The sequence below is a fragment of the Aquabacterium sp. genome, assembly GCF_036273115.1.
GTDB lineage: Bacteria > Pseudomonadota > Gammaproteobacteria > Burkholderiales > Burkholderiaceae_C > Aquabacterium.
Genome location: NZ_DASUIN010000012.1, coordinates 117,089 through 135,988 on the forward strand (window position 1 = coordinate 117,089; position 18,900 = coordinate 135,988).

Sequence of the window (18,900 nt, forward strand, 5' to 3'; positions counted from 1 at the left end):
GACAGTCAGCCCCCCCAGCGCCGGCCCTCTCCGGCCTGAATCCTCAGCGTAAGCGATAACTCAGCCAGCCCAGCCATTCATGCAGGGCGGCTTCGCTTTTGCGCAGAGATGAGGTCTGCGGCAGTGCGTATCCCAGTCCGCCAGGGGGCACATACACAGAGTCCACCGGTGCGGCGCACACCTTGAAGCCTTGGCGCTCGAACGCCAGCACCGCGCGCGGCATGTGCATGGCCGACGTCACCAGGGTGACCGCTGATGCTTGGGCCCCCAGTAGTCGGCGAGTCTCCACCGCGTTGTCCCAGGTGGAGTCGGACCGGGTGTCCAGGATCATCTGCTCCTCGCGAACGCCGAGTCGCTGTGCCATCCGGGCAACCAACTGGCTCTCGTGAGCGCCCCCGGTGTTGCCGCCTCCGGCAATGACCAGGCGCCGTTCTGGGGTCATCAGCTGTCGGTCGTACAACTCAAACAGCCGGCGCAGGCTGGCCGGGCTCAAGGCGGCGAAATCCTGGTCGTCACGGGCGGGGCGGTCCAGGCCCCCGGTCAGCAGTACCAGCGGTTGCGAGCCATCGCTGGCGCACAGAGGGGGTTGATACGGCTGTGGCCCTTCCAGGCTTCTTACGAGCAGATTCGCACCCGCTGGCGTCATCAGCAGCACGCACAGCAACAACGGGGGCCAGGTGAGCCGCGCAGCCCGAGTTCCCCGCAGTCGTCGCAGCAGGGCATTGGCACCCAGCAGGATCAAACCCAGGCCCAGAGGCGACAGGAACACATGAAGCACGATGGAACTCGCTGATGCAAAAGTGGAGGGCCCAAAAGCGCCGCAGCGCTCCCTCGACGAGGTGAGCGCTGCGGCGGGTGGGTTTCAGTTTAGATCAGGTGCCGAAGGCTGTCACTTGATCAGGCTGAACCAGTTGGTGGGCAGTTGGATGCGGAAGGCATCACCGCGACCATCCTTGAAGCCCCAGTTGGCGGTGGCGAAGATGCGGTCACCGGAGAAGTCCAGGGCACCAGAGCCTTCGCTGCGATAGTCGTAGTAGGCGTTATAGGAGGTGCCCAGACGAACCACCTTGGAGGGGCGAGTGGCGTAGTTGTTGATCTCGATGAACAGGTTTTGGTTCTTACCCCAGTAGGCCGAGCTGGTGTCGTAGGTGTTCATGAACACCCAGCCCTTCTTGGCCTTGTTGTAGACCTTGCCGAAGTGCATGCCCAGGCCCCAGCTACCGCCGTCCAAGCTGCTGTAAGGCATGATCTTGGTGCCGCAGGTGTAGGAGTTGCCCGAGATCAAGGTGCACTTGGCCGTGGTGGCGTTGGCAATGTTGACAGCCTCGATCCAGTCGTTGCGGTTGTTCTGCGAGACATACATCTCTTCACCGTTGGGGCCCCATGCCCAGCCAGAGTGAGTGGCGTCGGCACCGATGCGGATTGGATCAGAGAAGTTGGGCAGGAAGGCCTTGGGACCATCCGCCACGGTACCGATGTTGGCGTCAAACCAGCCGGCGTAGGCACGTTCGAAGTGAACCACCACGCGGGTACCAGCTGGCGACATTTCCACCATGTTGGGGCGGGTGATGTACGGTGCAGCGGTGGCCGGCGTGTTGATCACAGTGCAAGGTACCACGGCACCAGTGCAGGAGCGCTGAATACTGCCCATCACGGCATTCGACTGCTTGTCATAGCTGAAGATGGCGTAAGGCAGATAACCTGCACCACGGGCGGTGTCCATGACTTGCCAAGCCCAGTAGCGAGAATCGTTGGACGAGTCGCCTTCGACGTCGTTCATGATTTCACCGTTGGCGGCAAACGAGGGGAAGTCCTTGCTGAAGTCACGGATGACCACGGGGGTGGACTGGGCACCGGTCGAGGGGTCGATGTCGGTGTAGTAGAAGGTCATGCCGGGCTTCTCGCCAGCCACTGCTTGGGAAGCAGGAATCGAGCGACCGACGAAGTACAGGCGGTAGGGGTTGGCACCCGAGTAGTCCCAACGCAGTTCGTTGACTTCACCCAGCGAACGCACCGAGGTCAGCGGTGTTACCTTGGGTTTGATCTTCAGCACTGTCATCAGCTTGTTGTCTGCCACACGGTAGACCCAGGCGCTGGTGCTGTTGTCGCCGTGAACCAGGACGAATTCACCGGTGGTGTTGGCGGCGGTGTAGCGCGAGTACACGATGCTCGACAGCGCGCTCTTGTAGCCGCCGTAGTCGTTGATCAGCTCAGCCTTGTCGGCGAACCGGGTCACCTTGAAGCCGGTCACAGGATCGGTCTGTGTGGCGCCCTTGGCTGGGTAGGTGCCAGCGTTGGGGATGCTGATCAGGCGGGTGTCTTGAATCAGCGAAATGTTGGCCGCAAATGTGGCGGTGACAGACGAAGCGGCCGAGAGGGTGACCGTACAGGTGTTGGTGCCGGTGCACGCGCCGCTCCAGCCGGCAAAGGTGTAGCCGGAGGCTGGGGTCGCAGTCAGGGTGACTGCGGTGTTGGCTGTGTAGTTGGTGGTGCACACCGTGTTGGCCGCGCAGTTGATGCCTGCAGGAGACGATACCACGGTGCCATTGCCGCTGGTAGTCACCGACAGCGAGTAGCTGGCAGGTGCTGGAGCGGGTGCTGGAGCAGGTGCCGGAGCAGGTGCCGGAGCAGGTGCCGGAGCAGGTGCCGGAGCAGGTGCCGGAGCAGGTGCCGGAGCAGGTGCCGGAGCAGGTGCCGGAGCAGGTGCCGGAGCAGGTGCCGGAGCAGGTGCTGGAGCAGGTGCTGGAGCAGTCATGGTGCTGCTGCTCGATGTGGTTGTTGTTTTCAGCAGGTAAGCCGATGCTTGGGCAGCGCTGCCGTCGTTGCTGGCAGAAGCTGTGGCGTCTCCAGCACCGCCACCGCCGCCACCGCATCCGGCCAGGACCGAGGCGGAAACAGACGCGGCAGCCAGTGCCAAGCGAGTTTTCAGAAGGGTTTCGATGCGAGACATATGGAATCCTTGGGCGTTCCTAAAAACGCAAACTGTCAAAAGGCACCGGCTGGTGCATGGCTCGTATGGTGCATGGGGCCGGCCAATGACATGTTTCGAGTTATTACTTCCCAGGTTGTGACGTCCTTCACGAATCCGGGCGCCGCTGATGCTGTTTTCCTAGGGGGCACTTACTGGAGCACCCCCCCTGTTTCAGGGGTGTTGCAATTGTTTGGTTACAAACTCCGGGGATCACCTCGGAATTCGTGAAATGGGCCACGACTGCTGCTGTGAATTAGTTGGCAAATACCATTTGTCGCCCCAGAAATATTCGGGCGCTAAAAATCCGTCTTCGATCAAAAGGCGTGATTTTTGCCCAGTTTTCCGGGTGCTTTTCCGGCGCAGGGCCAAAAGAGGGTGACGGTTCGTAACAGGTGGGGGAAATTCGGTCACCCCAGGCAGTCCTGATACACCTGCAGATACTGACGAGCCATCGACGTGGCTGAAAATCGTTTCTGTGCCTCTTGGCTTGCCGTTTGCCCCATCCGGTCTGCGCGATCGGGTGCGGTCAGCAGGTTGACCAGGGCCTGGCCGAGGGCCGCCGCGTCTTGCGGAGGCACGATCAGTCCGGTCACGCCAGGTTGAACAATGCGGTGTACTTCCCCCACATCGGTGGCAATGACCGGGCAGCCGCAGCTCATGGCTTCCAGCAGCACCATGGGAAAGGCTTCGATCAGTGACGGCAGCACAAAGGCATCGAGTGCCGAATAGATGAGCGGCGTGTCACGACGGTTGCCCAGGAGTTGGACACGGTCCTGCAGGCCAGCCTGTTTGATCTGGGCTTCGAGGGCGTGCTGTTCCTCTCCCGCGCCGACGATGAGAGTTTGGACGCCGCCCAGTTCGTGTGAGCGCTGTTGCAGGGCCTGGATCAGGAATCCCAGGCCCTTCTCGGGCGACAGCCTGCCCACGAAGCCGAGGACCGGGCGATTGGGGTCCAGGCCCAGTTGTGCCTTGGCTTCCTGTCTGGACATCTGGCGGGCATAGCGCTGAATGTCGATGCCGTTGTCGATTTGATGAACTCGACGGCTGGGCATATGGCGCCGAAGTTCTTCGGCTACGGGGGTGGAGACCGCCACGGCGGCATCGTTGAAGCGGGCCAGTTGCTTGTCCAGCGCAGCGTAGAACTTCAGCGCAGGGGTATGGGTCAGCCAGTTGTGATACGTGGTGACCAGCTTGAAACGCCTCAGCCAGCGGCCCGGCATGGCGTAGAAGGTGGTCTTGTATTTGTGGCTGTGCACCAAGTCGATGCGGTGCTCCCGTAGGTAGGCGTTGAGCTGCTGAAAAGCATGGCGGTCGAGTGGCCCGTTGCAGGGAATGCGGGCTACGCCTTGAGCATGCCCGTTCACGGCTTGCAGGATGTCAGTGTTGCCGCCATCGCCCGCATCGAACGCCGCAACGTGAATGTCAACGCCCAGCGCGTGCAGCTGGCGTACCAATTCGGCGGTCATGGACTCGGCGCCATGAAAGCCCGTGCTGCTGAGCAGATGCAAAACTTTCATGCAGCTCTTTTCTTGTCCAGTTTGTGCCAGAGGGTTGCCGCTGCCGATCGCATCTGTGGGTCGGTTAGCATGGCCAGGCTGAAGAACATCCCGACCAGTACGGCGGTGGCCCCCAGGCGGGCAAAGTGGTTGACCAGGCCAAACAGGGCGGTTTCATGTGCCAACAACAGACACAAGGCCGCTGCGGCACCTGCTTTTGCAATCACGCTGAGCTGAGGCCAGGCTCGCAACTCTTTGGGGCAGAACGCGAAGAAGAGCAGTTGCAAGCCCAGCAGCGAGATGCCGGTGGCATACACCGCCCCCATCATGCCGAAGTGGGGAATGAGAATCAGGTTGGCCAGGGCATTGACCAAGGCTGACACGATGGTCAGGACGAACACGGTCTTGGAGCGCTTGTGCAGAAGCAAGCCCTCCGCCGCGGCCCAGATGATGGCTTTCATCAGCATGACCACGCCGGCGAAGATGAACACCGGTGCGGCATCCGCCTTGTCTTTGCTGGCCAGCAGGGTGAGGAAGTCTGCGCCGCCGATGACCAAGCCGGTAGACAAGGCAAAGCAGATGAAGACCAAAGGGCGCAGCACCCGCTGCTTCACGGCGCGCACCGCAGCGGGGCCCTCGGTGGCAAACACGCGGGTGGCGACCGGGGTGAGGGCCTGGCTGAGGGCGGTGTTGATGAGCTGATCAATGTAGGAGGCCAGCGCAAACCCGACGCTGTAGATGCCGATGACCGCAAAGTCGTCGATCAGCCACTTCAGCATGAAGCGGTCGACGTACCACAGGGCGATGTTGGACAGTTCCATCAGGGCCAGCGGCAAGCCGTAGTGCAGGCCTTCCTGGATGTGCTTCCAGTCCCAGGCCTGGCGAGAAAACGGCAAAGAGGGCAGAACCCACACCAGCAGCCCGCCGATCACCAGGATGTGAATGAGCAATTTGCCCGCCAGGACGCCAAAGGCGGTCTGGGTGACCCAGATCAGCACCCCCAGGGTGGAGGCCAGTGTCAACCAACGCCAGACCACCGACAAGGTGGCATTGACGGCAGCCAGTTCCCGCGCCTGCAGGACGCGAAAGGCTAAGGCACCCCAAGCCAGTGGCAGCACCTGAGCCAGCGCCAGGAAGACCACGCCGGGGTGCTCAAGCCAACTCACCGCCCACAGAACCAGTGCGCTCAAGAGCGCGACGGCCCATCCGGCCAGGCCGAACAAGGCTGGCGCAAACAGGATGTTGGTGGCGTAGCGCTGCATGTCGCGCGCATCGCCTCGGTGTGGGTAAAAACGCATGGCGCCATCGCTGGCCCCCAGCTTCAAGATGGCCACCAGCACCAGCAGCCCAGATTCCCAGAAGCTCAGCAAACCGAATTCGGTGTTGCTCAGCAGGCGGGTGGTGATCGGGAAAGAAATGAACCCCGCAGCCAGGACCAGTACGTTGGACAAGGCATAGAACGCGAAGTTCTTGGCAACAGCCTGGTTGGACGATGCGGCAGTCATGCTGGTTGGGAAGAGGGGCGCGCACGGGCCGCCACGGTGTCGGCATACACCTTCATCAGGCCCTTGGCCACGGCAGCCCAGTCGTATCGCTGCTCAACCAGTTGGCGGCCACGTTGACCGATGGCGGTCGCCAGTTCAGGTGACTGCAGCAGTTGCACGATGGCTTGGGCAAACGCATCAGGGGTGTCCGCGGTGATGATGGTCTGTCCATTTTCGACCTCCAGCCCCTCGCAGCCGACCGACGTGGAGATGATGGCCTTCGACATGGACAAGGCATCCAGGATTTTCAGGCGTGTGCCGCCCCCGATGCGCAGCGGCACGATGTAGGCGGCGGCTTCGTCCACAAAGGGGCGAATGTCGTCGACCTGCCCCGCCAGATGCACATTGGGGTGCCGCGCGATCTCATGCACGACCGGGGTGTCGGGCTGCTTGCCGATCACGGTCAGATGAACATCAGGCACGACTTTGACCAATTTGGGAAGGATGTCTTCGCAAAAATAGCGGATCGCGTCGAGGTTGGGGAACCATGTGAAGCCACCGACGAACACGAGACTGGCAGGTTTGCGGGGGCGACCGGCCGTGGCGAAGTAGTCGGTATCGACCCCATTCGGAACCGAGGTGACCTGGGCGCCCGGGGCCAGTTGCCGCAACTGCTCGGCATCCAGTTCTGAAACGGCGACGACATGATCGGCCCGCCGACAGGCTTGCGCTTCGAAGGCCTTGAGCTTGGCGGCTTGATAGCGGAGGTAGGCGCGATGCAGGGGGCGCGTTTCTGTGTCGGCTCGGCGGTCGAGGATCACGTGTTCAACGTTGTGCTCGATGAGGGCCACGGGCGTGTTGCCGCACAGGTCGATGTAATCGGCCAGGTGCAACATGTCGAGGTGAACCAGATCGTAGTGATGCGTGGCCATCAGCCGCCGCATGCGTTCGCGCATGGCGGCCGTGCGGTATTTGACCACCGGCAGGGGGGCGCGGCTGAAGAGCTCGCAGATGGCGTCTTTGAGAATCTGGGTGCGCGCGCCTTCGAAGTAAAGCTTTTCGTACTCGACCACGGGGCAGATCGTGCGCATGTGCTCAATGCCGTCGAGGTCTTCCTGGGTCTGAACAAACGACAGCAGGTGGATTTCGTGCTCGCGAGCGGCTTGCTTGATCAGGTTGTAAGTTCGCAGCGCGCGTCCTTCAAACAGCGGGTAAGGGCTCTTCGTGGTGACGATCAGGATTTTCATGGGCGCGCCAAACGAGGTTTCTGCCAGGCAAACCTCGATTGTGCGGGAATCGGTGCGGCGGCACTACCGCTGAAGCGAGGGCTTTTTGCGACGAATGGCTGCTCAATCCCATTGGGATTTCAAACGCAGGAAATATTGCTCATACGCATGGTAAGTCAGGGCGCCTGCGGCCATGGAAGCGCACATCGCCATCACCAGATAGGTGCATTGCGTCGCAAAACTGGGGTGATGGGCCCATCCCCACTTCCTGGCCAAAGGCTGTAGCCACAGGCTGCCCAGGGGGCTGTGCACCATGTACATGCCATAGCTGTACTGGGCAATGGTGCGCAAAGGTTTGCCACGCAGGTGTGCCAGCCTTAGAGGCACCCAGCCAAAATCCGCCGCGACCAGATACAGAATCAATGCGGCAAATCCAGTGGCAAGCAAGCTATAACCCGCAATTTGTGGCCATGCACCAAACTGGCTGTAGCCGCGGGAGGCGAGTGCGCCAGCCCCTAGAAAGGCCCAGGGACTCATCCAGAGCAGGCGAGGGCGCTGCTTCAACCACTGCACGGCCTGAGGCCACTCCAGGAGGGCCGCGACGGCCCCACCCAGGGCCAAGGCGTCCATGCGGCATGGGGTCCACACGTAAGCGGCTTGTTCCGGCCAGCCATGAGCCAGCATGCCCCAACGCACACCCATGCTCGTCAGGGCCAATCCCAAGCAGATGTGAACGATGCGGCGCGGACTGGCCCCTCGGATCAACAGCGGCCACAGCAGATAGAACTGTTCCTCGACGGCCAGTGACCAAAGATGCGGCAGTCCGATGCCTTCGTGCGCAAACGGCTGCGTCAGGTTGATCAGAAAGGTCCAGGCGAAAATGTCTTGTGGATTGTGATGGGGGGGCAGCCACCCCAGGCTGGGTAGCACAATCAGCAGCAGAAATAGCGTGGCGTAATACAGTGGCCAGATGCGCAGACCACGGCGCCAGTAAAAGCCTCTGAGTGAATGCGGCCGGTTTTGTGCGCGTATCAGAATGCGTGTGATCAGAAAGCCGCTCAGTACAAAAAAGAGCTGGACGCCGATCCAGCCTCGATCCAGAACCTGATTGAGCAATTTCGATCCGAGGTCTTCAGGGGCTACCACCAGACGGAGGTTGTGGGGCATGACCAGCAGGATGGCCAATGCGCGCAACCCGTCCAGTGCGGCGATGTGGCCTGAATCAAGCGTGGGGGCTTCGGGAACTGCGCGACGAACTTCGTTCATCCCAAGATTGTCGGGTGTATTGGGGGGGCTATGAAATAATCTGCCGGCAAACGATCAGGTCGCCCCACTTATGTCAATGTCTCATCTGCGCGCAGATTTCCGCCGCTATTACGTGGTCAACAGCGGGTCATCCAAACCGGTTGCCGTGGTGAGGTCTTTGCTCGAGTACGGATTCCTGGCCACCGCGGTTTATCGCTATGGGCGATGGACTCGGACGATTCAACCAAAGCTGCTTTCCTACCCGTTCAAGCTGGTTTATGCGGTGTTGAACACCTTGGTCGAAATGCTCTTTGGCATCTACATCTCGACCAACATCGAAATCGGCCCCGGTCTGTACATCGGGCACTTCGGGGGTATTTTCCTGGCTGGCGACTTGGGTGCCAATTGCAGTGTGGGGCAAGGCGTCACCATCGGATTCAAGGGCGGCGGCAAGTCAACCCGCAGCCCTCGCGTTGGCAACAATGTCTACATTGGCACGTCGGCTGTGGTGATCGGCGACATCACGGTTGGCGATGGTGCGGTGATCGGCGCCAACACCACGGTGGTCAAGGACGTTCCACCGGGCTATACCGTGGTCAGTGCCGCCCCGCGCATGATTGCACCAAGGGATCAGGCCTGAGCGGGGCGTGTCGTCACCGTTCCAGCGCGTTCACCATGAACTTGTTCAGGGTGTCGTAGCGACCGACGGAAATCCGCGGGATGCGGAAGAGGCCATGTTGGGGGCGCCAGATGCCAGAGTCGGTTGACATGGCTGATGCAAAACCCATCTTGCAGATGAGTTCTTGTAAGGCTTCATTGTGATAGCCCGCGGGATAGGCAAAGTGCTTGGGTGCCGTTCCTGTCCATTTTTGCAGCTTGATCACGGACTGGCGGATGCTTTCCTCGGCAACCGAGAGGTCGACGTTGGTCAGTACTTCGTGGCCATCGGTGTGCGCGCCAATCGTGATGCCGGAGATCTTCGATAGGGCGCCGACTTCTTCTGGGGTGAGGGGCACCATGGCCTGTTTCCCCTTCTGCGGCAGCCTCTTCACGATCTGCTCCGTGACCGGGTCACAACGATCGGCCGGCAGGCGTTTGATGGCCATGAGCAACTTTTGCATACGCGCCCAGTTTGCGGCGCCACGGGTTTCGTTGAAGCGGTAGTGTTCCAAACCGACGTCGCGCAAGTCGAGGTCGATGGCCTGATTCGATTGCAGGTGGTTGACGATGCGATCGAACCAATAGGGCTTGCCGGTATCCACGTGACCGGTCGCGATGTAGAGTGTGACGGGCAACTGTTCTTGCTGCACGATGGGTAGCAGGTGTTCAATGTTGCCCCTGTGTCCATCGTCGAAGGTGAGCACGGCGTATGGCTTGTCTGATCGTGGCGAATGGATCTCCCGCAGTGCCTGTTCGAGATCGATGAGGGTGTAGTGCTTGCGCAAATAGTCGACCTGGCGCAGGAAGTCGGTGCGCCGAACGATCTGCCATACATCGATGTCCGTGCGGTCATCGCCGATGTCGTGGTACATGAACACCGTGATGCCGCTGCGCGCCAGCCGCCGCCGCAGTGGCAGGACCGGCCATGAGGCCAATACGCCGTACGCCAGGTTACTGATCAATCCCATCCCATCCCCTTTGGCATGGCCCGTCTCAACGCAGGCCTGCTGCTGATTTGTAGTGTCGCTCAAAGCGATCGAGCATGACCGGCAGGGCCATCTCGCGACGCACTTTGTTTTGTCCGGCCAGAGCGTATTGCTTCCGGATTTCCTCGTTGGACAACAAGAGATCCAGTTTTTCGGCCAGCGCCTGGTGATCTCCGACGGGGAAGACCAGCCCATCAATGCCGTCGAGAACCAGGTCCGGGTTGCCGCCGCCGTTGGACACGATGGCGGGGATGCCCGCTGCCATGTATTCAATGACGGCGTTCGACAGACCTTCGCTTTCCGAGCAATTACAACCAATGTGCATGATGGACAGATAGTCGGCAATGTCACCCTTGGCATGCCCGCGATGAACCCGGTCTTGCAGGCCCAGAGACTGGGCCAGTGCGAGTACCTCGTCCATGCATGGGTCGGCAGCATTGTTGGCGCCCACGAACAACAGGCTGATGTCGGGGTGCTTGTCGATCAGGGCGCGCGTGGCATGCAGCAGGGTGTCATGGCGCTTGATGGGGCGGTAGTTTGCAACCAGCGCAATGACTCGATGATGACGAGGGATGCCCAACTTGTCCTTCAGTGCCAGATTGGGGCCATCGCGGTGCAAGGCTTCCAGATCGACGCCGTTGTAGATCACCTCCAATCGATCGGCGGGGACGCCCTCGATTCGTTCGGTGAAGGCGCGCACTTGCGGCGAGTTGGCGACGATGCTGTCAACAAAGCGATTGGCAAAGCGCGTGGCTTTCAGATAGCCGGGCGTGATCCAGTAGCCGTAGTCCCGGCGGCTGGCCAGCACGCCTTTGACGCCTGCCAGACGGGCCATCAGCACGCCTACCACATTGGCAATGGGAAAGAATGTGTGGACCACATCGGGTTGGCGTTGCTTGAGCAGTCGCCACAACTTCCACAAGCCACGGTAGAACGCGGGTTTGGTGACGCCGCCGAGTTCAATGATGTGAACCCGACAGGGCAGCCACGCGGTGGCTTGAACCAGCCAGTCGCTGCGTTGGAACACGATCAGGTCGATTTCGTGTCGTGTGCTCAAGCCTTTGAGCAACTTCACGATCTGGCCTTCCGTGCCACCCAGATCATTGGCAATCTGGTCGATGATGATGGTGAGCTTCATGTCACTTCCCTGTGGGGTTCTGACCGTGGGGGCTGTTCGCCACGGTCGAGCTTCCCCATAAATGAGACTGCTTCTGGGTGACGAAGGAAATGAACCCCAGGACGACAAAGATATTCAAGTGAGCGAAGGTGACGGCCAGCCGCAGTATCTTGAAACGTTGCAGCGCAGGCACCAGCATGGCCAGCACCATGAGGAGGTAGCCACCGAGGTGCAGTGCCCAGGTGGCTCGAAAAAAGCCAGGTGCCTCGAAGGCCAGCACGCTGTGGCTGACGAAAGCCAGCAGCAGCGCCAGCGGGCACAGCACGCGCAGCATCTTGTGCGCCATGAAGCGTCCCCACAAGGGGTTGTGCCAGGGCGACAGCAGGGCCGGGTAAAGGCTGACCAGCTGGAAGTTGCCCGCCAGGGTGCGTACCTTGCGGATTTTTTCCTTGGCGGCGTCGGTGGAGGGCAGGTCGTACGCCAGGGCGCCGCCTTCGAACGACACGCGCCACCCCTTCATCGCCGCCTGCATCGGGATGGCGACATCGTCGAGGATGGTCTCCGCTGGAATGGGCGCAAAACACTCGCGCCGCAAGGCATACAGTGCACCGGTGACGCCAACGACCGAGCCGGTGCGAGCCTCGCTGTTGCGGATGAACTTTTCGTAAAGCCAATAGGCGCCAATGCCATCGGCAAAGGGCGAGCCATCGGCCTGCTCGAACACCAGTTCGCCACTGACAGCCCCAATGCTGGGGTCGGCAAAATTGGCCACCAGTTGAGACACGGCCTGGGGGTTGAGGCGCTGGCGCGCGTCGGTGAAGACGATGAGGGGGGCGGTGGTGTGGGCTACGCCGTCATTGAGGCAGGCCGCCTTGCCACGCCGGGCAGGGCATTCGAGTACCTCGACTCGCGGGTCATTCAGGGCACGGACCACGTCGGCCGTCCGATCGGTGGAGCCGTCGGACACGATCAGCACGCGCAGTTTGTCGGCTGGGTAATCCTGATTCAAGCAGGTCTGTACTTTGGCGATGATGCGATGGGCCTCATTGAAGCCCACCACGATCATGACCACCTCAGGAGTGTCAGATCCACGCAGCACGGGCTGAGGCCGCAAGCGCGTCATCAGCCAGAGTTGAAGCGGGTAGCCGGCGTAGGTGTAGAACACCAGGGCCAGAGAAAGCCAGAACAGCAAGCTCATCAGTAGTCCTTCGGGGCGCCCAGCAGCGCGCTTCGCAGTCGTTCATAGCCCCCGTTGCCGAGCAGTTTCTTGAAGCTGCGCAGGGCGCGATAGCGAAGCACTTGCTTGCCAATCTCAAGAGGGGCTTGGTCGATCCATTGGCACAGTTGACTCAAGGGGGTGGTGGCCAGCACCGCAAAGCGAGGCACGTCCCAGATTGGGTCTTGACCCACATGCCAGACGCCGACTCGCGAGGTGCTGACCAGGGCATAACCGGCCTGCTGTGCCAAGGCCGGTGTGTGGGGGCTGGTGCGACCACCTGGCGGGGCGTAGACCGTCACCACCTGATGCAGGTGTGCTTCGATCTCACCCTTTGAGCGGCGAAGTTCCTCGAGTTGTTCGGCTGGCGTGAGCTCATCCTGATAGCGGTGGTGGTGTGCATGCGACTGAATCGACATGCCCATGTCGAGCATGGCTTGCAGCTCCGGCCAGCTCAGGAAGTCCGGGGAGCCCACGGTGGCGGTGTTCACAAAGAAGGTGGCGCACCAGCCGCGCCGCGCCAAGGCCTGTGCCGCTTGTAGATTGGTGCGGTGGCCGTCATCAAAGGTGATGCCAACCGGGCGCTCGCCTCGGGTCAGTGAGCTTGGAATGCGTTCGACCGCACGAGCCGTGTGTCCGCGTTGGGCGATCGCGTCAAGGTGCTGTTCGAACACGTCCAGGCTCACCGCATAGTGCGGATCGGCGCCACTCAACTCGGTCGGTGACCGATGGGTGGCGTGATACATGAGGACGGTGCAGCGACTAGGCATGACTCAGTACAGAAAAAAGTAGGGGTCCAGCACATGGATGTGGTGATGCGCAAAGCTGGCCCGAATGTGCGAGTCGTCCATGAAGATGGGCGCACCATCAACGGTCGTTACCGAACAGGCGCCTTCATGGCAGAAGTCTTGGAACGGGTCCACGATTTCCGCTCCAGCTTCTTGAGCGGCTTTGGCGATGCGTGCATCGACGTCTTTGACAACTTGCTTGAGTTCGCTGTAATTTCTGACGCCAGATGCTGAGCTATCCCAGAACCACAGATGGCGATCGATGAGGTGCTTGGGTTCAACCAGAGGGCCGCGTGGGCTGCTTAGCACCACGACGACATGCTTGCCAGCCAGCACGAGGCTGCGCAGGCGATCACGCCAGGCGTCAAGCACCCACTGCGAATCGTCTGTCAATGGTGCGATGGTGCGGTGAGTGGGGTCGTCGACACGGTAGTAGTCGGGACGAACAGAGAATCCCTTCCACGACGCTGCCAGTACGACGGTGACCACTTCTGGGGCTTGCATGGCCTCGAAAGCCTCGTCGGCAAAGTGCGCGCAGTCGAGCGACAACCGATTGATCCCGGGTACCGGAGCGCAGCCCGACAAGGCCATCAAGCGAACCGTGTGAGCCTCGGATCGTCGAGTTTTCATGATCTCACTGATGCGGGGTGCATAGTGTTGCATGTGGCTGTCACCCACGAAAAGAACCGTGCCAGCTTTACCGCCCGGCCAGGTCTGGTCCCCAATGCTTTCCCAATCCGATTCGGCGGAGTCAATTTTCTGCACGACGGCAGCCTGTTGTGAATGCGATGGCAGGTGCCCCTTCCATGCGCCGAGGCCGAGTGCACCGAACGCAAGCAGGGCGAGCCAGAGATTTCGGGCATCTTTAGCCGCTCGGGTGGCTCGCGTGCTGTCGCGAAGCGGTGATTCAACATACCGGTAGGTAAGCCAAGCCAACAGCATCGCCGCCAACAGCAGCGTGGCAAGCGTGGCGGGAGACTCAGGCTTGCCGTCCGACCACAATCGATTCATGACCAGAATGGGCCAGTGCCACAGATACAGGGGGTAGCTGATCAGGCCGATGCCCACAATCCACCGCTGCGACAAAACCCATTTGTTGATGACGGCATCTTTGCCCGCGGCGATCAAGAGTGCCGAACCCACCACGGGGATGGCTGCGATGTACCCAGGAAACCCCATTCCCGAGGAAAACAAGGCGATGGATCCGATCAAAGCGGCAATCCCAGCCAGGCTCATCACGTGGCGTGATGGGGCGCGCAATGCGGTCCACATAGCCGGTTTGCGCATTTGCATGATCGCCAATGCGCTGCCGGTCAACAACTCCCAGAATCGTGTGACGGGTGCGTAGAAGGCTGCCGTGGCATTGTGTGTGGTAAGCCAGCTGCTGACTGCCAGACTGAGCGCGAGGAGTGCGATGGTGCTCCAACCCAACGCTTGAATGCTGCGTCTTCCGACTAGAAACACAAGCATTGGCCAAAGCAGATAAAACTGCTCTTCAACCGCCAGTGACCACAGGTGAAGCAGCGGCTTCAGATCAGAGCTGCTGTCAAAATAGCCAGATTCCTGCCACAGAGCCAAGTTGGAGACAAAGGCAGCCCCGGCGGCCGTGTGTTTTCCCAAGGCGCGCCATTCCCCGGGGAACATGATCAGCCACCCTGCAATGAGGGTCGCCAGCAAAACAGTCAACAAGGCGGGGAAGAGTCGGCGTGCTCGGCGAATGTAAAACTGGACGATAGAAAACCGGCCTTGCTGGGTTTCCTTGATCAAGATCGAGCTGATCAGGTAACCCGAGATCACAAAGAAAATATCGACGCCGACAAATCCGCCCGGCAGGGCATCGGGAAACGCGTGAAACAGCAGCACGGCGCCCACCGCGATGGCGCGCAGTCCATCGATGTCAGGGCGGTAATGGGCGATGTGGATGCTCATGTGCCTGCTCGCGCAACGGTCGGGTTACCGGATGGGATGGGCAATTCGGCGGTGTTGGCCGGCTGTTGGCTCATGATCCATGCCCGGTCCACCATGCCAAAGAACAGCCACAAATAGCTGCCTACAGCCAGTTGTGAGAAGCGATCGCCAAAGAGATTGGTGATCAAAGCGGCACTGAGGGCGGCTATCAGGCCCAAGCCCATACCTTGAAACAGCGGCGTGGAACCGATTCGGTAAAGGCGCCAGCCACTCCACCCTGCTTTGATGAAGAACATCGCCAACAGAATGCAACCGAAGATGCCTTGTTCCGCGGCCGTCTGCAAAAAATAGTTGTGGACATTGCGCAGCGGCAGGCCGGCGCTCGCGTAGTAGAACCCCTGGAAGCCGATGCCAAAAAATGGGTTCTCGTGGAACAGGCGATCGGCCAGTTGCCACACCACCAGACGCAAGGCGGCCGATTCCTCCATCTGCCCATCCGCCCCTTCGGTCATCTGGATCCGGTCCACCACGGATGACGGAAGCAACGAATCCCAAAACAGCAAGAACAAGCCGATCAGGGGCAACAAGGAGCGATAGCGGATCACGCCCACCACCATCAGGGCAAACAGAACGGCCACATAGGCTCCGCGCGAATACGAGAAGAACAGCGGATACAGCGAGGCGATGAATGTGACGAGATAGAGTCTGCGACGCCACTTATGCGTGTCGACGGCGAAAAGGCCAATTGCGATGGCCGAGAAGTGCGCGATGAACGCGGCGAAGTGGTTGGCGCCCAGCCCCACGATATAGAAGGAGCCGACGCAGCGGCGGTTGTAGGAAAAGGAGTCGCCTGAGGCGAAGTTGGCCAGTTCGCGCTGCGCCATGATGAGCAGCACCCAGCAGTACAGCAAGACCACGCGCCGGATGTCTGTTTCGGTACGAAACGCTGCATAGCCAACGTAATAGAGGGCCAGCATCATTGCGTAGTTGCGCCATTCGGGGAACAGGTCGTTCGATGATGTGAATGGCAGGGCCAGGTCATAGCGGATCGATGAAATCCACAATGCAAAGTAACTGCTGAGAATGAAAAAGAGTACGAACCCGTGGTTGGGGGCGCGTGGATCATTCTTGGGGCGCTGACGGTAGCCTCCAATCAATGCCGCTGCAGTCAGGATCGTCAGGGACATCGACCCGAGCGGCAGCTCGTGAGTGGGGTACCACAGTTGGGGAAACTGCACGAGCACCAGAAACATGAATGCCGCGGTCGAGGCCTTTTTGAAAAGGCCTTGACCTGCCGCCCAGAACACACCCAGATAAACCAGGTAGGGCATCACATAGAGTTTGAATGCGGCAAGCATGGGCGAGCTCGTGAAGGGGTCAGAGTTCGGAGCATGGAGGCCGCACACTGGGCGGACCGGCCTTCGTGAAGCCGGCCCACCCGACGCGCTGCCGGGTCAGTTCAACACGCAAGAAGGCCTTAGCCCTCCTGTGCCTTGCGGGCGCTGGCGACGTACCAGTCAGCGGCTTCGATCATGCCGGCTCGCACATCATGCGTGGGCTCAAAGCCCAGTTGGGTGCGCGCCTTGTCGATGTTGGCCAGTGAGTGGCGAACATCGCCCGCACGGAACGGGGCGAAATTGGGCTGCGGCGCAGCCGCAATGGCCTTCTTTTCGACCAGCATCTGGGCGATCAGGTCATGCAGCTGAACCAGCGAGGTGCGGTCACCCACGGCCACGTTGTAGACCTGGGGCACGTCTGGCGCCAGTGCGGCATAGGCTGCACGCAAATTGGCCTGAACGGCGTTGGCCACAAAGCAGAAGTCACGCGAGGTTTCGCCGTCGCCGTTGATGGTGCAGGCTTCACCGCGCAACATGGCGGCGATCCAGCGGGGGATCACCGCGGCATAGGCGCCGTTCGGGTCTTGGCGCGGGCCGAACACATTGAAGTAGCGCAGCCCCACGGTTTCGAAGCCATAGCAGCGCTGAAACACCTGCGCATACAGCTCGTTGAGGTACTTGGTGACCGCGTAGGGCGACAAGGGGTTGCCAATGACGTCTTCCACCTTGGGCAATGTGGGTGAGTCCCCATAGGTGGAGCTGGACGCGGCATACACAAAACGCTTGGCGCCGGCATCGCGTGCCGCCACCAGCATGTTCAAAAAACCCGTTGCGTTGGCTCGGTGGCTGTTGAGCGGGTCTGCAATCGAGCGCGGCACCGAGCCCAGCGCGGCTTGATGCAGAACCACGTCCACGCCTTCGCAGGCGGACTTGCAGGTGTCCACATCGGCAATGTCGCCCTGAATGAATCGGTGGTTCTGCCAGGCCGCTTCGCCGACCAGTTCGCGCACTTCATCGAGGTTGCGCTGGTGGCCGGTGGCAAAGTTGTCCAGTGTGGTGACCTTCTGGCCGTGGCGCAGCAAGGTTTCCAGCAAATGTGAGCCGATGAAACCAGCGGCGCCGGTGACCAGCCAGTGGCGGGGTTCGGTGGCCAGCTTCTGGGCCAGGTCGTTGTGCAGGGTAATCACAGGCGCCACACTCCGAAACCACGGGCCTTCAGCGCTGCGGCGTCGGCCGAGCACTTCACGTCCACATAGATGCCGCCGGCTTGCAGCTTGCTGGCGATGTCGTCCACGCTGCGTTTGACGAGGGGCTCATGGGCCACGGCCGACACAATCGCGGCTGCCTTGGGCAGGGCGTCCCAGCTGACCAGATCGACACCGTACTCGTGCTGGGCTTCGGCGGGCAAGGCCACGGGGTCGTGCACATGCACGTTCACGCCATAGCTCTTGAGTTCATTGATGACGTCAATGACCTTGGAGTTACGCAAGTCAGGGCAGTTTTCCTTGAACGTCAGGCCCAGCACGATCACGTCAGCGCCCTTGACGGCGGCGCCGCTTTGAATCATTTGCTTGACGGTTTGTTCGGCGATGTACTTGCCCATGCCGTCGTTGATGCGGCGACCCGCCAGAATGACCTGTGGGTGGTAACCCAGCATTTCGGCCTTGTGGGTGAGGTAGTAAGGGTCCACGCCAATGCAGTGACCCCCGACCAGGCCCGGACGGAAGGGCAGGAAATTCCACTTGGTGCCGGCGGCTTGCAGCACTTCCAGGGTGTCGATGCCGATGCGATGGAAGATCAGCGACAACTCGTTGACCAGCGCGATGTTCAGGTCGCGCTGGGTGTTCTCGATCACCTTGGCCGCTTCGGCCACCTTGATGCTGGAGGCCTTGTACACGCCCGCCTTGATGATGCTGCCGTAAGTTTGCGCCACGGTTTCCAGGGTCTCAGGCGTGTCACCCGAGACGACCTTGACGATGGTGGTCAGGGTGTGTTGCTTGTCGCCGGGGTTGATGCGCTCGGGCGAATAGCCCACGAAGAAGTCTTTCTTCCACTTCAGGCCGGAATGCTTTTCGATGAGGGGGATGCAGACCTCTTCGGTGGCGCCGGGGTAGACGGTGGATTCGAACACCACGATGGCGCCGGGTTTGAGGTTCTTGCCAACGGCAATGCTGGCGCCGACCAGGGGCGAGAAGTCGGGAATGTGGGCTTCATCGACCGGCGTGGGCACGGCCACCACCACGAAGTCGGCTTCTTTCAGTGCCGAGGCATCGGTGGTGGGCTTGAGGTGAACGGAGGCCTTCAGTTCTTCTGTGCTGATTTCGCCGGTGGGGTCCACAAAGCGGCAGTAAGCGGCCACCTTTTCTTCGTGCAGGTCCACGCCGATGGTCGGGTAGACCTTGCCGAATTCGACTGCCAGCGGCAGCCCCACGTATCCCAAACCGACAACACCTACTGTAGGCATAG

At 60.7% G+C, this 18,900-nt stretch carries 15 protein-coding genes; 1 reads left to right on the forward strand and 14 read right to left on the reverse strand.

Annotation, left to right across the window (positions count from 1 at the left end; all coding sequences use genetic code 11):
• Nucleotides 1-43: 43 nt before the first annotated feature.
• The 6 genes from VFW72_RS05180 to VFW72_RS05205 all read right to left on the reverse strand — a co-directional run bounded on the left by VFW72_RS05180 (nucleotide 44) and on the right by VFW72_RS05205 (nucleotide 8,443).
• Complete coding sequence (locus VFW72_RS05180; RefSeq protein WP_329673204.1) at nucleotides 44-778, reverse strand: YdcF family protein; 735 nt, start codon at nucleotides 776-778, stop codon at nucleotides 44-46.
• Nucleotides 779-889: 111 nt separating this feature from the next.
• Complete coding sequence (locus VFW72_RS05185; protein WP_329673205.1) at nucleotides 890-2,950, reverse strand: InlB B-repeat-containing protein; 2,061 nt, start codon at nucleotides 2,948-2,950, stop codon at nucleotides 890-892.
• A gap of 428 nt (nucleotides 2,951-3,378) precedes the next feature.
• Nucleotides 3,379-4,488 carry a glycosyltransferase family 4 protein gene (locus VFW72_RS05190; RefSeq protein WP_329673206.1) on the reverse strand — a complete coding sequence of 370 codons (1,110 nt, stop codon included), beginning with the start codon at nucleotides 4,486-4,488 and terminating at the stop codon, nucleotides 3,379-3,381.
• Nucleotides 4,485-5,972 carry a lipopolysaccharide biosynthesis protein gene (locus VFW72_RS05195; RefSeq protein WP_329673207.1) on the reverse strand — a complete coding sequence of 496 codons (1,488 nt, stop codon included), beginning with the start codon at nucleotides 5,970-5,972 and terminating at the stop codon, nucleotides 4,485-4,487. Before VFW72_RS05195 ends, VFW72_RS05190 begins: the two co-directional genes overlap by 4 nt.
• A complete protein-coding gene (locus tag VFW72_RS05200) occupies nucleotides 5,969-7,198 on the reverse strand; it encodes a glycosyltransferase family 4 protein (RefSeq protein WP_329673208.1) in 1,230 nt (409 codons plus the stop codon). The genes VFW72_RS05195 and VFW72_RS05200 overlap by 4 nt, the downstream gene beginning before the upstream one ends.
• 102 nt (nucleotides 7,199-7,300) lie before the next feature.
• Nucleotides 7,301-8,443 (reverse strand): acyltransferase, encoded by a 1,143-nt coding sequence (locus tag VFW72_RS05205; protein WP_329673209.1) that lies wholly within the window; start codon nucleotides 8,441-8,443, stop codon nucleotides 7,301-7,303.
• Between the two features lie 70 nt (nucleotides 8,444-8,513).
• Here VFW72_RS05205 and VFW72_RS05210 point away from each other — a divergent pair, with 70 nt between their 5' ends.
• Nucleotides 8,514-9,062 (forward strand): serine acetyltransferase, encoded by a 549-nt coding sequence (locus tag VFW72_RS05210; RefSeq protein WP_329673210.1) that lies wholly within the window; start codon nucleotides 8,514-8,516, stop codon nucleotides 9,060-9,062.
• Nucleotides 9,063-9,075: 13 nt separating this feature from the next.
• On the opposite strand, the gene VFW72_RS05215 is transcribed toward VFW72_RS05210, so the two are convergent.
• From VFW72_RS05215 to VFW72_RS05250, 8 genes are all read right to left on the reverse strand, one after another.
• The gene (locus VFW72_RS05215; RefSeq protein WP_329673211.1) at nucleotides 9,076-10,050 is read right to left on the reverse strand and encodes a polysaccharide deacetylase family protein; all 975 of its coding nucleotides are present in this window, start codon (nucleotides 10,048-10,050) and stop codon (nucleotides 9,076-9,078) included.
• Between the two features lie 25 nt (nucleotides 10,051-10,075).
• Nucleotides 10,076-11,206: a glycosyltransferase gene (locus VFW72_RS05220; protein ID WP_329673212.1), complete on the reverse strand. Its 1,131-nt coding sequence runs from the start codon at nucleotides 11,204-11,206 to the stop codon at nucleotides 10,076-10,078.
• Between the two features lies 1 nt (nucleotide 11,207).
• Entirely contained in the window at nucleotides 11,208-12,383 is a 1,176-nt protein-coding gene (locus VFW72_RS05225) for a glycosyltransferase family 2 protein (RefSeq protein ID WP_329673213.1), read from the reverse strand.
• Complete coding sequence (locus VFW72_RS05230; protein ID WP_329673214.1) at nucleotides 12,383-13,147, reverse strand: polysaccharide deacetylase family protein; 765 nt, start codon at nucleotides 13,145-13,147, stop codon at nucleotides 12,383-12,385. Before VFW72_RS05230 ends, VFW72_RS05225 begins: the two co-directional genes overlap by 1 nt.
• A 27-nt stretch (nucleotides 13,148-13,174) precedes the next feature.
• Entirely contained in the window at nucleotides 13,175-15,118 is a 1,944-nt protein-coding gene (locus VFW72_RS05235) for an acyltransferase family protein (protein ID WP_329673215.1), read from the reverse strand.
• Nucleotides 15,115-16,455: an O-antigen ligase family protein gene (locus VFW72_RS05240; protein ID WP_329673216.1), complete on the reverse strand. Its 1,341-nt coding sequence runs from the start codon at nucleotides 16,453-16,455 to the stop codon at nucleotides 15,115-15,117. The genes VFW72_RS05235 and VFW72_RS05240 overlap by 4 nt, the downstream gene beginning before the upstream one ends.
• A 119-nt stretch (nucleotides 16,456-16,574) precedes the next feature.
• Complete coding sequence (locus tag VFW72_RS05245) at nucleotides 16,575-17,621, reverse strand: SDR family oxidoreductase (RefSeq protein ID WP_329673324.1); 1,047 nt, start codon at nucleotides 17,619-17,621, stop codon at nucleotides 16,575-16,577.
• On the reverse strand, nucleotides 17,618-18,898 hold the full coding sequence (locus tag VFW72_RS05250) for a nucleotide sugar dehydrogenase (protein WP_329673217.1): 1,281 nt from the start codon (nucleotides 18,896-18,898) through the stop codon (nucleotides 17,618-17,620). The genes VFW72_RS05245 and VFW72_RS05250 overlap by 4 nt, the downstream gene beginning before the upstream one ends.
• Nucleotides 18,899-18,900 lie beyond the last annotated feature (2 nt).

What these genes read in the sequence shown, in the direction of transcription:
- VFW72_RS05240 (WP_329673216.1), bottom strand. Translation starts at nt 16,455, where the DNA reads ATGCTTGCCGCATTCAAACTCTATGTGATGCCCTACCTGGTTTATCTG.
- VFW72_RS05195 (WP_329673207.1), bottom strand. Translation starts at nt 5,972, where the DNA reads ATGACTGCCGCATCGTCCAACCAGGCTGTTGCCAAGAACTTCGCGTTC.
- VFW72_RS05215 (WP_329673211.1), bottom strand. Translation starts at nt 10,050, where the DNA reads ATGGGATTGATCAGTAACCTGGCGTACGGCGTATTGGCCTCATGGCCG.
- VFW72_RS05185 (WP_329673205.1), bottom strand. Translation starts at nt 2,950, where the DNA reads ATGTCTCGCATCGAAACCCTTCTGAAAACTCGCTTGGCACTGGCTGCC.
- VFW72_RS05235 (WP_329673215.1), bottom strand. Translation starts at nt 15,118, where the DNA reads ATGAGCATCCACATCGCCCATTACCGCCCTGACATCGATGGACTGCGC.
- VFW72_RS05190 (WP_329673206.1), bottom strand. Translation starts at nt 4,488, where the DNA reads ATGAAAGTTTTGCATCTGCTCAGCAGCACGGGCTTTCATGGCGCCGAG.
- VFW72_RS05250 (WP_329673217.1), bottom strand. Translation starts at nt 18,898, where the DNA reads ATGCCTACAGTAGGTGTTGTCGGTTTGGGATACGTGGGGCTGCCGCTG.
- VFW72_RS05205 (WP_329673209.1), bottom strand. Translation starts at nt 8,443, where the DNA reads ATGAACGAAGTTCGTCGCGCAGTTCCCGAAGCCCCCACGCTTGATTCA.
- VFW72_RS05200 (WP_329673208.1), bottom strand. Translation starts at nt 7,198, where the DNA reads ATGAAAATCCTGATCGTCACCACGAAGAGCCCTTACCCGCTGTTTGAA.
- VFW72_RS05210 (WP_329673210.1), top strand. Translation starts at nt 8,514, where the DNA reads ATGTCAATGTCTCATCTGCGCGCAGATTTCCGCCGCTATTACGTGGTC.
- VFW72_RS05225 (WP_329673213.1), bottom strand. Translation starts at nt 12,383, where the DNA reads ATGAGCTTGCTGTTCTGGCTTTCTCTGGCCCTGGTGTTCTACACCTAC.
- VFW72_RS05230 (WP_329673214.1), bottom strand. Translation starts at nt 13,147, where the DNA reads ATGTATCACGCCACCCATCGGTCACCGACCGAGTTGAGTGGCGCCGAT.
- VFW72_RS05220 (WP_329673212.1), bottom strand. Translation starts at nt 11,206, where the DNA reads ATGAAGCTCACCATCATCATCGACCAGATTGCCAATGATCTGGGTGGC.